The organism is Micromonospora sp. NPDC020750, from assembly GCF_044334565.1.
Classification (GTDB): Bacteria; Actinomycetota; Actinomycetes; order Mycobacteriales; family Micromonosporaceae; genus Micromonospora.
Genome location: NZ_JBIRTH010000002.1, coordinates 40437 through 53620 on the forward strand (window position 1 = coordinate 40437; position 13184 = coordinate 53620).

Here is a 13184-nt window from a genome sequence, read left to right on the forward strand (position 1 = left end):
CCGTGTTCCGGTTCATCGTCAGACGCCTGCTACAGCTCATACCGACGCTGATCGGGCTCTCCCTTCTGCTGTTCATCTGGCTGCGCCGGCTGCCGGGCGGCCCCGAGACCGCCATCCTGGGTGAGCGCGGCACGCCGGAGATGCGCGCCGCCATCCGCCGCAACTTCGGTCTCGACGAGCCGATCCTGATCCAGTACGGCCGGTTCGTCCGGCGGCTGATCAAGCTGGACCTGGGCACCTCGACCTCCACCAAGCGCCCGGTCGTCACCGAGTTCATCGAGCGGTTCCCCGGCACCGTCGAGCTGACCGTGATGGCCATGGTGATCGCGATCGGGATCGGCATCCCGCTGGGCTACCTGGCCGCCCGCCGTCGGGGCCGGATGCTCGACCACCTCTCGGTCGGCGGGTCGCTGATCGGCATCTGCATCCCGGTCTTCTTCCTGGCGTACGTGCTGAAGGCGATCTTCTCGGAGAACCTCGGCTGGTTCCCGTCCAGCGGCCGGCAGGATCCGACCCTCGGGGCGACCCGGATCACCAACTTCTTCGTCTTCGACGGGCTGATGACCCGGGAGTGGGACGCCGCCGCCGACGCGCTCTGGCACCTGGTGCTGCCGGGCCTCGCGCTGGCCAGCATCCCCCTGGCGATCATCGTCCGGATCACCCGGGCCAGCGTGCTGGAGGTGCTCAACGAGGACTTCGTCCGCACGGCCGAGGCCAAGGGCCTGACCGAGAACACGGTCCGCCGCCGGCACGTGCTCCGCAACGCCATGCTGCCCGTGGTCACCTCGATCGGCCTGCTCACCGGCGGCCTGCTCTCCGGCGCGGTGCTGACCGAGACCGTCTTCGCCTTCAGCGGCATCGGGGCGTTCGTCGCCGAGGCGATCGGCCAGCGCGACTACCCCGTGCTGATGGGCTTCATCCTGATCATCGCGGTGGTGTACGTGCTGGTGAATCTCCTGGTGGACCTCTCATACAGCGTGATCGACCCGAGGGTGAGGGTGCGATGACGGCCATCAGCGGCAAGAAGCGCGAGAAGATCGACCGGCTCGCCGAGTTGGCCGCCCGGGACGACGAGCGCGGCGTGAGCCTCTGGCAGGAGGCGTTCCGCCGGCTGCGGCGCAACCCTGCCGCCATCGTCGGCGCGGTGATCCTGGGCCTGTTCCTGCTGGTCGCCATCGTCGGGCCGTTCCTGGTCCCGCACCCGGCGGACGCCCAGCTCTGGAAGGGCGAGATCCGGGACAACATCGGCTACTTCCCGGGCCCCCGGGCGGAGAACTGGTTCGGCGTCGACCACATCGGCCGCGACGAGTTCAGCCGGATGATCGTCGGTGCCCGGCAGACCCTGCTGGTCGGCATCATCTCCACCCTGATCGGGCTGGCCGTCGGGTCGCTGCTCGGCGGCGTCGCCGGCGCCGCGGCCGGCCTCGGCGGCAAGTGGGGCCGGGCCCTCGACAACGTCATCATGCGCTTCGTCGACATGCTGCTGGCCATGCCGAGCCTGCTGCTCGCGATCAGCATCGCCGCGCTGCTCGGCTCCGGCCTGACCACCGTGATGATCGCGGTCGGCGTGGTCTCCGTGCCGGTCTTCGCCCGGCTGCTGCGCGGCTCGATGATCTCCCAGGCCAACAGCGACTACGTGCTGGCCGCGACGTCGCTGGGCGTGAAGAAGCCGAAGATCGCGCTGACCCACGTGGTGCCGAACTCGCTCGCCCCGGTGATCGTCCAGGCGACGCTGACCCTGGCCACCGCGATCATCGAGGCCGCCGCGCTCTCCTTCCTCGGCCTCGGCAACAACGACGCGTCCATCCCGGAGTGGGGCGTCATGCTCGCCGACGCGCAGCGCTACCTCGACGCCGCGCCCCGGCTGGCCGTCCTGCCCGCCCTCGCGATCATCGTCACCGCGCTCGGTTTCACCCTGCTCGGCGAGGCGATGCGCGAGGCCCTCGACCCGAAGCTGCGGAAGTAGGCCGTCTGTCATGGCACTGCTCGAAGTGGACGACCTCTCCGTCACGTTCGCCCGGCGCGGTCAGCGCACCGTGCACGCCGTCGACGGGGTGTCCTTCGCGGTCGACGCCGGCGAGGTGGTCGGCCTGGTCGGCGAGTCCGGCTGCGGCAAGAGCGTCACCTCGTTGGCCATCATGGGCCTGCTGCCCAAGCAGCCCGGCCTGAAGGTCGGAGGCAAGGCGGTCTTCGACGGCACGGACCTGCTCCAGCTCGACGACCGGTCCCGCCGGGACATCCGGGGCCGGGACGTCGCGATGATCTTCCAGGACCCGCTCTCCTCGCTGAACCCGGTGATCCCGATCGGGTTGCAGGTGACCGAGGTGCTGACCCGGCACCGGGGGATGCGGGGGGAGGCGGCCAAGAAGGAGGCCGCCGACCTGCTCGACCGGGTCGGCATCCCCGACCCGCGCCGCCGGCTCAAGGAGTACCCGCACCAGCTCTCCGGCGGCATGCGGCAGCGCGCCCTGATCGCCATGGCGGTGGCCTGCCAGCCCCGGCTGCTGATCGCCGACGAGCCGACCACCGCGCTGGACGTCACCATCCAGGCGCAGATCCTGGAGCTGCTCAAGGACCTGGTCCGGGACTCCGGCACCGCGCTCGTGATGATCACCCACGACCTGGGGGTGGTCGCCGGCATGTGCGAAACGATCAACGTGCTGTACGGGGGCCGGGTGGTGGAGACGGCCCGCCGTCGCCCGCTGTTCCGCGAGCCGCGGCACCCGTACACGGTGGGTCTGCTCGGCTCGGTGCCGCGCCTGGACGCCGGGCGTGGCGAGCGGCTGAACCCGATCCCCGGCTCGGTCCGGGACCTGCTGGCCTGGCCGGACGGCTGCGCCTTCGCCCCACGCTGCACCCGCCGCATCGACGAGTGCGTGGGGGAGCCGCCGGAGCTGGTGCTCGCCCACGACGGCCGCAGCTACCGGTGCCTCAACCCGGCCCCGGTCCCCGGCACGGTGCCCCCGGGCGTCACCGGCGGCCGGGCCGCGACCGCCCCGGGCACCGCCCCGGCGGCCGGTGCCGCCGCCCCTGCGGCGGCCGACGACGCGACCACGGGTTCGGTGCCCGCCCCGCGCGAGGAGGAGAAGCCGTGACCGAGAGCGACATCCTCGTCGAGGTCCGCGACCTGAAGGTGCACTTCCCGATCAAGCGGGGAATCCTCCTCGACCGGGTGGTGGGCCACGTCAAGGCGGTCGACGGGGTCGACCTGAGCATCCCGCGCGGGAAGACGTACGGACTGGTCGGCGAGTCCGGCTGCGGCAAGTCCACGCTCGGCCGGGCCCTGCTACAGCTCACCCCGCCCACCGCCGGCGAGGTCCGCTTCGACGGCGTCGAGCTGACCACGCTTCCGGCCGGGAAGCTGCGCGCCATGCGCCGACGGATGCAGATGATCTTCCAGGACCCGATGTCGAGCCTGGACCCCCGGCAGAACGTCGAGTCGATCCTGGTCGAGGGGTTGCAGACCCACGGCATCGGGACCGACCGGGACGACCGGCGGCGGATCATCGGCGAGACCCTCGACGCGGTGGGGCTGCCCCGCTGGGCGCTGTCCCGTTACCCGCACGAGTTCTCCGGTGGCCAGCGGCAGCGCATCGGCATCGCCCGGGCCCTGGTGCTCGGCCCCGAGCTGATCGTCGCCGACGAGCCGGTCTCCGCCCTGGACGTCTCCATCCAGGCCCAGGTGGTGAACCTGCTCGACGAGCTTCAGGACAACCTCGGCCTGACCTACCTGTTCATCGCCCACGACCTTGCCGTGGTCAAGCACATCTCCGACGTGGTCGGCGTGATGTACCTGGGCGCGCTGGTCGAGGAGGCACCGAGCGACCGGCTGTACAGCGAGCCGCTGCACCCGTACACCCGGGCGCTGATGTCGGCCGTGCCGGTGCCGGACCCGGACGTGGAGGACCGGCGGGAGCGGATCCTGCTCGCCGGGGACCTGCCGTCGCCGGCCAACCCGCCGTCGGGCTGCCGGTTCCATACCCGCTGCCCGTGGGCCCAGCCCACCCGCTGCGCCGACGAGCGGCCGGCGCTGCGGGACATCGGCGGCAGCCGGGTCGCCTGCCACTTCGCGGAGCAGATCGCCACCGGCGAGCTGCGCCCGCACAAGGTGAGCGTGCAGATCGTCCGGCCCGAGGACGAGGGTGCGGCCCCGGCCGTCGTCTCCGCGCCCACCGAGCCCGGCTCGTACGTGTGAGCGAGGGGCCCTTGTCGGCGCGGCTCGCGTCGCGGGGGCCCCGGCCAGGTCAGCCCTCCGGGCGGTTGAGCAGGCCGACCGCGATCGTGTGTACGGCGTCCAGCCCGGCCGGGTCGGCCAGCGGGGCCGTTCCGCCGGTCACGACGTACCACTCGTCGGCCTCCCGGTACTGCACGCGGAGGACGACCTGGCCGTCGGCGTACTCCGTGCGCAGGGTCAGTTCACCGGTCACCACGCCGGCCTCGTCGGTCATCACGCCGCCCGGGCCGGGGACGACATCGGCGGTACGGTTCTGCGCCCCGCCGCCGGCCGGAGCGCCCGTGGGCGGGGACGCCGCGGCGCTGGTGGCCCCCGCGTCGGCGGACATGCCGGCGCCCGAGACGTCGGCCGGACCCGTCGGGGTGCCGTCCGCGATCATCCCGGCCGTGGTGGCACCCTCGCTCGTCCCGGCCCCGGTCACGGCTTGCTCGCCCATGTGCAACCCTCCAGCATGTCGGTCAGGGCGGCCTTCTCGGCACTGGTCACCGTCAGCCGCCAGTGGTGCTTGACCGTCACCCAGTTCTCGGCGTACTTGCACCAGTACGATCGGTTCGCCGGTTTCCACTGGGACGGATCCTGGTCACCCTTTGCCCGGTTGGAGGAGGCGGAAACCGCGAAGAGCTGCGGTCTCGTGAGATCGTTCGCGAAGTCGCCCCGCTTGGCGTCGTCCCACTCGTCCGCCCCCGAGCGCCACGCGTTGGCCAGCGGCACGGTGTGGTCGATGTCCACGTCCGAGGGGTCGGTGAAGACCCGGCCGTCGTACACGCTCTCCCAGTGGCCGGCGACCACGTTGCAGCCGGAGAGCCGGATGTCCTCACCGTCGCGCTTGAGGACGCTGTCCCGCACGTCGCAGTTCTTCCCGGTGTTCCGCCAGTGCGGGAAGTGGTCGCGGCTGTAGCCCTTCATCGAGCCGGCGCTGGCGACGGTCAGCTGGCCCAACTGCTCGCTGACGTTGCCGCCGCCGCCGCTGGGCGGGGCCTCGGGCTCGTCGACCGCCGAGCAGCCGGCGGACACGAGGGCGAGCGCCGCGGCAAGCACGGCAGCCCCGGCCACACGACGTCCTGATCTGGTTCGCACAGACGACACCTCTCCAGCTTGCGGGCTCCCGGCGATTGCGCACAGTACCCCGGCACCGTTTCCATGAATCGTGGCGTCCGGCAAATCGACCGGAGGAGGATGGATACCCGTGACCGAATCCGCATCCCCGTCCGCGCTCCGGATGGGCACCCCTGCCGCCCGGGGGACGCTGCTCGCCGCGATCCTCGCCTCCGGCATGGTCTTCCTGGACAGCACCGTGGTCAACGTGGCCCTGCCCCGCCTCGGCGCGGAACTCGACGCCACGGTGGCCGGTCTCCAGTGGACCGTCAACGGGTACCTGCTCATGCTGGCCGCGTTCGTGCTGCTCGGCGGGGCGCTCGGCGACCGGTTCGGGCGGCGGCGGGTGTTCCTGATCGGGGTGGTCTGGTTCGCCGTCGCCTCGGCGCTGTGCGGCCTGGCCCAGGGCACCGGCTGGCTGGTCGCGGCCCGGTTCCTCCAGGGCGCCGGGGGTGCGCTGCTCACCCCCGGCTCGCTGTCGGTCATCCAGTCCAGCTTCCACCCCGACGACCGGGGCCGGGCGATCGGGGCATGGTCCGGGCTGGCCGGGGTCTCCACCGCGCTCGGCCCGCTCGTCGGGGGCTGGCTGATCGACGCCCTGTCCTGGCGGTGGATCTTCTTCATCAACCTGCCGCTGGCCGTGCCGGTGGTGCTGGCCGCGCTGCGCTGGGTGCCGGAGAGCCGCGACGAGGACGCCTCGCGTACCGGGGCCGGGCGGCGGCGGTTCGACGTGGCCGGCGCGCTGCTCGGCGCGCTCGGCCTGGGCGGCGTCACGTACGCCCTGATCGACGCGCCGGCCCGGGGCGGTTCGCTGCCGGTGTTGGCGTCGGCGCTGGTCGGGGTGCTCGCCGCCGTCGCGTTCGTGCTGGTGGAACGGCGTCGGGGCGACACCGCCATGCTGCCCACCGCCTTGTTCGGCAGCCGGCTCTTCTCGGTGCTGAACGTCTTCACCGTGATGGTGTACGCGGCGCTGGGCGGGTTCACCTTCTTCCTCGCCGTGTACCTGCAGAACGTGGTGGGCTGGTCGGCGCTGCTCACCGGCCTGGCCACCGTCCCGATGACGGTCCTGCTGCTGGTCGGCTCGTCCCGCGCCGGGGCGCTGTCGGCCCGGATCGGCCCCCGGCTGCCGCTGACCGTGGGCCCGGTGGTGGCCGCGATCGGCCTGCTGCTGCTGCGCGGGGTGCGGCCGGGCGCGTCGTACTGGACGGATGTGCTGCCCGGAGTGACCCTCTTCGGCCTGGGCCTGACCCTGGTGGTGGCGCCGCTGACCGCCTCGGTGCTGGCCGCCGTGGCGGACCGGTTCGCGGGGGTGGCCAGCGGATTCAACAACGCGGCGTCCCGGGCCGGCGGCCTGCTCGCGGTGGCCGCGCTGCCCCTGCTGGTCGGCCTCAGCGGCACCGGGTACGAGCAGAAGGCGGCGCTGACCGACGCGTTCCGGGGCGCGCTGGCCTGGTGCGCCGGGCTGCTGCTGGTCGGGGCGGCGCTGGCCGGGCTGTTGATCCATCGCCCGCCCCGCGAGGCGCCAGGCTCGCAGCCGTGTCCGTCGCTGCCCGCCTCGACCCCACCCGACAGCCGGTAGGCGGCGCCCGGCGGGTGCCGGACGCCGCCGGGCGACCTCAGGCGCGGGCGCGGTTGACGGCGCTGGTGACCGCCTTCACGGAGGCGGTGACGATGTTCGCGTCCACCCCGACGCCCCACACGGTGCGGCCGTCGACCTCGCACTCGACGTACGCGGCGGCCTGCGCGTCCCCGCCGGAGGAGAGCGCGTGCTCGTGGTAGTCGAGCACCCGTACCGCCACGCCCACCGATCCGAGCGCGTTGACGTACGCGTCGATCGGGCCGTTGCCGACGGCGGCCAGCGACCGGACCTCACCGCCGACGCCCACCCGGGCCTCGATCTCGACCTTGCCGTCGGCGGTGCCGATGGCGTAGCCGGCCAGGGTGACGGCTGGGTCGGGCTGGTGGTCGAGCAGGTAGTGGCCCGCGAAGATCTCCCACATGGTGCTCGGGTCGACCTCGCCGCCGTCGTGGTCGGTGACCTGCTGGACCACGCCGGAGAACTCGATCTGGAGCCGGCGCGGCAGGTCGAGCTGGTGTTCGCTCTTCATGATGTACGCGACGCCGCCCTTGCCGGACTGCGAGTTGACCCGGATGACCGCCTCGTAGGTCCGGCCCAGGTCCTTCGGGTCGATCGGCAGGTACGGCACCGCCCAGGTGTGCTGGTCGACCGGCACACCCGCCGCCGCCGCGTCGGCGTGCAGGGCGTCGAAGCCCTTCTTGATCGCGTCCTGGTGGGAGCCGGAGAACGCGGTGTAGACCAGGTCGCCCGCGTACGGGTGGCGCTCGTGCACCGGGAGCTGGTTGCAGTACTCCACGGCCCGCTTGACCTCGTCGATGTCAGAGAAGTCGATCATCGGGTCGATGCCCTGGGAGAACAGGTTGAGCCCCAGCGTCACCAGGTCGACGTTGCCGGTGCGCTCGCCGTTGCCGAACAGGCAGCCCTCGATCCGGTCGGCGCCGGCCAGCAGGCCCAGCTCGGCGGCGGCCACGCCGGTGCCCCGGTCGTTGTGCGGGTGCAGGCTCAGCACCAGGCTGTCCCGCCGGGGCAGGCGCCGGTGCATCCACTCGATCGAGTCGGCGTACGCGTTCGGGGTGGCCATCTCGACGGTCGCCGGCAGGTTGATGATCAGCTTCCGGTCCGGCGTCGGGTCGATCGCGTCGATCACCGCCGAGCAGACCTCCAGCGCGTACTCCAGCTCGGTGCCCGTGTACGACTCCGGAGAGTACTCGTAGTAGATGTCCGTGTCCGGGGCGTGGATCTCCGCGTACTTCTGGCAGAGCCGAGCGCCGGTGGTGGCGATGTCGGTGATGCCGTCCCGGTCCAGCCCGAAGACCACCCGACGCTGGAGGGTGGAGGTCGAGTTGTAGAAGTGCACGATCGCCCGCTTCGCGCCGCGCAGCGACTCGAAGGTCCGCTCGATCAGGTGCTCCCGGCACTGGGTGAGCACCTGGATGGTCACGTCGTCGGGGATCAGGTCCTGCTCGATGAGCTGCCGCACGAAGTCGAAGTCGGTCTGGCTGGCCGACGGGAAGCCGACCTCGATCTCCTTGTAGCCCATCTGCACCAGGAGCTGGAACATCCGGCGCTTGCGCTCCGGGGACATCGGGTCGATCAGCGCCTGGTTGCCGTCGCGCAGGTCGACGGCGCACCAGCGGGGCGCCGCCTCGACGTGCCGGGTCGGCCAGGCGCGGTCGGGCAGGTCGATCCGGAACTGCTGCTGGTACGGCTGGTACCGGTGGTACGGCATCCGGCTGGGACGCTGCTGGGCGATCGGATCGGTGTCAGCGTCGGTGGTGCCGGTGGGTTGAGCCATGACGGAGTGCTCCCCTGAACATGTGGCGTCAGCAATCGGAAGGTCGGCGACGATGCCGGGTCGGCGCGAGGCGCCGATGAGAAAGCTCGAATGTGCTGGACGGCGCGGTTCGACTCCGCGACGAGGTGCCGGCCGGTCAGGCCTCGTCGCGGCGACCAAGGAGAAGGTGCGCCTGCCACATGACAGAGTGACCCTACGTGATGAGGTGAGGGGTGGGAAGGTCGGTCCGGAGTTTGAGATCGACGTCGCAGCCGCCGACCGGTCCACGCCGGCCGGGTCAGGGCGACCGGGTCAGGGCGACCGATCTCCACGCCGGCCGGTCAACACAGCAGCAGCTCGGCCAGCGGGCGGCGGCGGCGCAGGCCGGTCTCCTGCCGGCGCAGCTCCTCGGGCAGGCTGAACGGGTCGCCGAGCCGGCCGACCGCCGCCACCACCAGGGGGCGGATCCCGGCCGGCAGATCCAGGTCGGCGGTGAGCCCGGCGGCGTCGAAGGCGGCCAGCTGGCGCACGTACAGCCCGAGCGCGGTGGCCTGCACGGTGAGGTGCGCCACCGCCTGCCCCAGGTCGTATGCGGCTCGGCCGGCGGGACCGGGCGCCGCCGGCCCGCGATGGCCGCCGACCCCGGCCGACCGGTCCGGCCCGGGGGCGGGGCCCCCCGCGCCGACCCCGTCGGCCGCTCCCGCGCCGTCGGCGTCGCCGGCCCCGGGCGGGCGGCCCGGCGCCGCGGCGACGGCCGGGTCGGCCGTCAGGTGGGCGCCGAGCAGCAGGGTGGCGGCGTGCCGGGCCCACCGCTGCTCGGCCGCCGGCAGGTTGACCAGGATCCGCTTGTACGTCTCGTCGTCGCGGTGCCCGAGGGCGAACCGCCACGGTTGACGGTTGCCGGCGGAGGGCGCCCAGCGGGCCGCCTCCAGCAGCGAGTCCGCCTCGGCGGAGGACAGCGCGGCGGTCGGGTCGAATGCCCGGGGGCTCCAGCGGAAGGCGAGCAGCGGGGTGAGGTCGGCCATGGGGCAAGCGTCCCGTATCGGGCATTTTGCCCTTAGGCCGGGGGTGAGGAAATGTGGTCAGAAGCACCCGTAACGGGAGGAAGGGTCAGGGCGTTCCCGTGGACCGGGGCGTCGGCTCGTCCACGTTCGGCGCCGCGACACCGAGCGGCTCGCCGTCGGTCACCGGCCCGGCGAGCTGCACGGTCGCCGGGGCCGACGCGGCCGGACCGGCCAGGACGAGGGTGCCGGTCACGGTCCGCACGGCGGTCGGCGTGCCGTCCGGGGCGTAGCAGTAGATCCCGACGTCCAGCGGGGGGTTCAGCGAGGCCGAGGTCGAGTCGACCGAGTAGCAGGCCCCGGTCGCCCCCGCCGGCGGCCGGGCCGGGGAGACCGCCAGCGGGGCCAGCCGGTCGGTGAGCACCTCCAGCCAGTCGGTGAACGGGTGCTGCACCCGGGGATCCAGCCGGCTCGGGACGGTGTCGTCCGGGTCGCCGAGGCGTACGCAGCTCGCCGGCTCGCGCCGGGCGGCCGACGGCAGGCCGCACTGGAAGAGCCCGTCGGTGGTGCCGGCGAACGAGACGTCCGCAGTTCCGCCCAGCGCCCCACCCGGGACGTCGACCCGCCAGGTGCCGTCGTTCGCGCTGGTCACCGTGATCGTGCGGTCGGGGCCGTCGCCGGTGAGGGTGTACCGGGCGGTGAAGTGCCGGTCCTGGGCCGCCGCGGCCAGGGCGGCCAACTCCTCACGGGCGGAGTCGATGGCGGCGGGCGCTGGGTCGCCCGACGGCGGCGAGGTCGTCGCGGCGGGCGGGTCGCCGACGCAGGCGGCGAGCAGGGCCGGCAGGGTGAGCGTGAGGGCGCCGATCAGGCGCCGGGCCACGCGGAGGTGGGCATGCACCGGGTCATTCTGCGGTGTGCCGCCCCCGCCCGGGGACCCCTGCGACGCCGGTCGGCCGGCGTGTCGCGTACCCCCTGCCGACCTGGTGGGACGGCGGCCGGGCCGGCCCGCGTCGGCCGGATGGTGGGATCACCCGATCCGGCCGTGTGGGGCGCCAGATACCCTGATGTGGTCTGACACGCGCCGCCGACCGGTTTCCCGGCGGCGTCGGCATGCTCAGGGACTGCTGGGAGGGAGTGCGCCGTCGTGGCACTCGTAGTGCAGAAGTACGGCGGGTCCTCCGTCGGGAACGCCGAGCGGATCAAGCGGGTGGCCGAGCGGATCGTCGCCACCCGCAAGGCCGGCGACGACGTGGTCGTGGTCGTCTCCGCGATGGGTGACACCACCGACGAGCTGCTCGACCTGGCCAACCAGGTCAGCCCGCTGCCGCCGGGCCGTGAGCTGGACATGCTGCTCACCGCCGGGGAGCGGATCTCCATGGCGCTGCTCGCCATGGCCATCCACAACCTGGGGTACGAGGCCCGCTCGTTCACCGGCTCGCAGGCCGGCGTGATCACCACCTCGGTGCACGGCCGGGCGCGGATCATCGACGTCACCCCGGGGCGGCTCAAGGGCGCGCTCGACGAGGGCGCGGTCGTCATCGTGGCCGGCTTCCAGGGCGTCTCGCAGGACACCAAGGACGTCACCACGCTCGGCCGGGGCGGCTCGGACACCACGGCGGTGGCACTGGCCGCCGCGCTGCACGCCGACGTCTGCGAGATCTACACCGACGTCGACGGCGTGTTCACCGCCGACCCGCGGATCGTGCCCAACGCCCGGCACATCCGGGACATCACCTACGAGGAGATGTTGGAGCTGGCCGCCTGCGGCGCCAAGGTGCTGCACCTGCGCAGCGTCGAGTACGCCCGGCGCGCGGGGTTGCCGATCCACGTCCGTTCGTCATACTCGACCAACACCGGCACCATGGTCACCGGATCGATGGAGGACCTTCCCGTGGAACAGGCACTGATCACCGGGGTCGCCCACGACCGCAGCGAGGCGAAGATCACCATCGTCGGGGTCCCGGACGAGCCGGGCGCCGCCGCGCGGATCTTCGACACCGTCGCCGGTGCCGAGATCAACATCGACATGATCGTGCAGAACGTCTCCACCGAGGGCACCGGCCGCACGGACATCTCGTTCACCCTGCCGAAGACCGACGGCCCGACCGCCATGGCCGCGCTCAGCAAGATCCAGGAGCCGGTCAAGTTCAAGGGCCTGCTCTACGACGACCACGTCGGCAAGATCTCGCTGGTCGGCGCGGGAATGCGGTCGCACCCGGGCGTGGCGGCCGGCTTCTTCGCCGCCCTCGGCACCGCCGGGGTCAACATCGAGATGATCTCCACCTCCGAGATCCGGGTCTCCGTGGTCTGCCGGGACACCGACCTCGACAAGGCGGTCCGGGCCATCCACGACGCCTTCGAGCTGGGCGGCGACTCCGAGGCCGTCGTGTACGCGGGGACCGGGCGGTAGCGGCGATGCCGTCGCTGCCCACCCTTGCCGTGGTCGGGGCGACAGGTGCCGTCGGAACCGTGATGTGCGAGCTGCTGTCGTCCCGGCGCAACGTCTGGGGCGAGATCCGGCTGCTCGCCTCCGAGCGGTCGGTGGGGCGGCAGGTGCGCTGCCGGGGCGAGGAGTTGACCGTCGGCGCGCTCACCCCGGAGGCGTTCGACGGCGTCGACGTGGCGATGTTCGACGTGCCGGACGACGTCTCCGCGCAGTGGGCACCGGTCGCGGTCAGCCGTGGCGCGGTGGCGGTGGACAACTCCGGGGCGTTCCGGATGGATCGGGACGTCCCGCTGGTGGTCCCCGAGATCAACCCCGAGCAGGTGCGTAACCGGCCGAAGGGGATCATCGCCAACGCCAACTGCACCACCCTCGCCATGATCGTCGCGATCGCCCCGCTGCACCGCGAGTACGGCCTGCGCGAGCTGGTGCTCGCCTCGTACCAGGCGGTCTCCGGGGCGGGCCGGGCCGGGGTGGACGCCCTGCACCTCCAGCTCGGCAAGATCGCCGGGGACCGGGCGCTCGGCTCCCGGCCGGGTGACGTGCGGCAGGCCGTCGGCGACGAGATGGGGCCGTTCCCGGCCCCGGTGGCGCTCAACGTGGTGCCCTGGGCCGGCTCGCTCGCCGACGACGGCTGGTCGTCCGAGGAGCTGAAGATGCGCAACGAGTCACGCAAGATCCTCGGGCTGCCCGACCTGAAGGTCTCCGCGACCTGCGTCCGGGTGCCGGTGGTGACCGGGCACTCGGTGGCCGTGCACGCCGTCTTCGCCACCGAGGTGGACGCCGAGGGCGCCCGCGAGGCGCTACGCAACGCCCCCAGCGTGATCCTCGTCGACGACCCGGCCACCGGGGAGTTCCCGATGCCGATCGACGCCGTCGGCACCGACCCGTCCTGGGTCGGCCGCATCCGCCGCGCCGTCGACGACCCGCGCGCCCTCGACCTCTTCGTCACCGGCGACAACCTCCGCAAGGGCGCCGCCCTGAACACAGCCCAGATCGCCGAACTCCTGGCCAAGGAACTAACCCCCCACCCCTGACCCCTCCCGCCCCCGACCCCC

At 72.7% G+C, this 13184-nt stretch carries 12 protein-coding genes; 7 read left to right on the plus strand and 5 right to left on the minus strand.

Annotation, left to right across the window (positions count from 1 at the left end):
• Window positions 1-2 precede the first annotated feature (2 nt).
• Genes ACH4T9_RS05295 through ACH4T9_RS05310 form a run of 4 tightly spaced genes read left to right on the plus strand, consistent with a single transcriptional unit; the run spans window position 3 to window position 4195 of the window.
• On the plus strand, window positions 3-1007 hold the full coding sequence (locus ACH4T9_RS05295) for an ABC transporter permease (protein ID WP_396670682.1): 1005 nt from the start codon (window positions 3-5) through the stop codon (window positions 1005-1007).
• Window positions 1004-1966 carry an ABC transporter permease gene (locus ACH4T9_RS05300; protein ID WP_350881200.1) on the plus strand — a complete coding sequence of 321 codons (963 nt, stop codon included), beginning with the start codon at window positions 1004-1006 and terminating at the stop codon, window positions 1964-1966. The genes ACH4T9_RS05295 and ACH4T9_RS05300 overlap by 4 nt, the downstream gene beginning before the upstream one ends.
• A 10-nt stretch (window positions 1967-1976) precedes the next feature.
• Window positions 1977-3095 (plus strand): ABC transporter ATP-binding protein, encoded by a 1119-nt coding sequence (locus tag ACH4T9_RS05305; RefSeq protein WP_396670681.1) that lies wholly within the window; start codon window positions 1977-1979, stop codon window positions 3093-3095.
• Window positions 3092-4195 carry an ABC transporter ATP-binding protein gene (locus ACH4T9_RS05310; RefSeq protein WP_396670680.1) on the plus strand — a complete coding sequence of 368 codons (1104 nt, stop codon included), beginning with the start codon at window positions 3092-3094 and terminating at the stop codon, window positions 4193-4195. Before ACH4T9_RS05305 ends, ACH4T9_RS05310 begins: the two co-directional genes overlap by 4 nt.
• A gap of 49 nt (window positions 4196-4244) precedes the next feature.
• On the opposite strand, the gene ACH4T9_RS05315 is transcribed toward ACH4T9_RS05310, so the two are convergent.
• A complete protein-coding gene (locus tag ACH4T9_RS05315) occupies window positions 4245-4670 on the minus strand; it encodes a hypothetical protein (protein WP_396670679.1) in 426 nt (141 codons plus the stop codon).
• Window positions 4652-5287, minus strand: a complete 636-nt coding sequence (locus ACH4T9_RS05320) for an HNH endonuclease family protein (protein WP_396670678.1) — start codon at window positions 5285-5287, stop codon at window positions 4652-4654. The genes ACH4T9_RS05315 and ACH4T9_RS05320 overlap by 19 nt, the downstream gene beginning before the upstream one ends.
• Before the next feature lie 166 nt (window positions 5288-5453).
• Between ACH4T9_RS05320 and ACH4T9_RS05325 the strand changes: the two genes are divergently transcribed.
• Entirely contained in the window at window positions 5454-6908 is a 1455-nt protein-coding gene (locus ACH4T9_RS05325; protein ID WP_396670771.1) for an MFS transporter, read from the plus strand.
• Window positions 6909-6945: 37 nt separating this feature from the next.
• Here the strand turns inward: ACH4T9_RS05325 and leuA are convergent, their stop codons facing one another.
• The 3 genes from leuA to ACH4T9_RS05340 form a co-directional block, all read right to left on the minus strand.
• Window positions 6946-8703 (minus strand): 2-isopropylmalate synthase, encoded by a 1758-nt coding sequence (leuA, locus tag ACH4T9_RS05330; RefSeq protein WP_396670677.1) that lies wholly within the window; start codon window positions 8701-8703, stop codon window positions 6946-6948.
• A gap of 320 nt (window positions 8704-9023) precedes the next feature.
• Window positions 9024-9707, minus strand: coding sequence for a nitroreductase family protein (locus tag ACH4T9_RS05335; protein ID WP_396670676.1), 684 nt, complete (start codon window positions 9705-9707; stop codon window positions 9024-9026).
• 85 nt (window positions 9708-9792) lie between these two features.
• Window positions 9793-10581, minus strand: coding sequence for a hypothetical protein (locus tag ACH4T9_RS05340; RefSeq protein WP_396670675.1), 789 nt, complete (start codon window positions 10579-10581; stop codon window positions 9793-9795).
• Window positions 10582-10827: 246 nt separating this feature from the next.
• On the opposite strand from ACH4T9_RS05340, the gene ACH4T9_RS05345 reads away from it, so the two are divergent.
• Complete coding sequence (locus ACH4T9_RS05345) at window positions 10828-12093, plus strand: aspartate kinase (RefSeq protein ID WP_396670674.1); 1266 nt, start codon at window positions 10828-10830, stop codon at window positions 12091-12093.
• A 5-nt stretch (window positions 12094-12098) separates the two neighbouring features.
• Window positions 12099-13163, plus strand: coding sequence for an aspartate-semialdehyde dehydrogenase (locus ACH4T9_RS05350; RefSeq protein WP_396670673.1), 1065 nt, complete (start codon window positions 12099-12101; stop codon window positions 13161-13163).
• Window positions 13164-13184 lie beyond the last annotated feature (21 nt).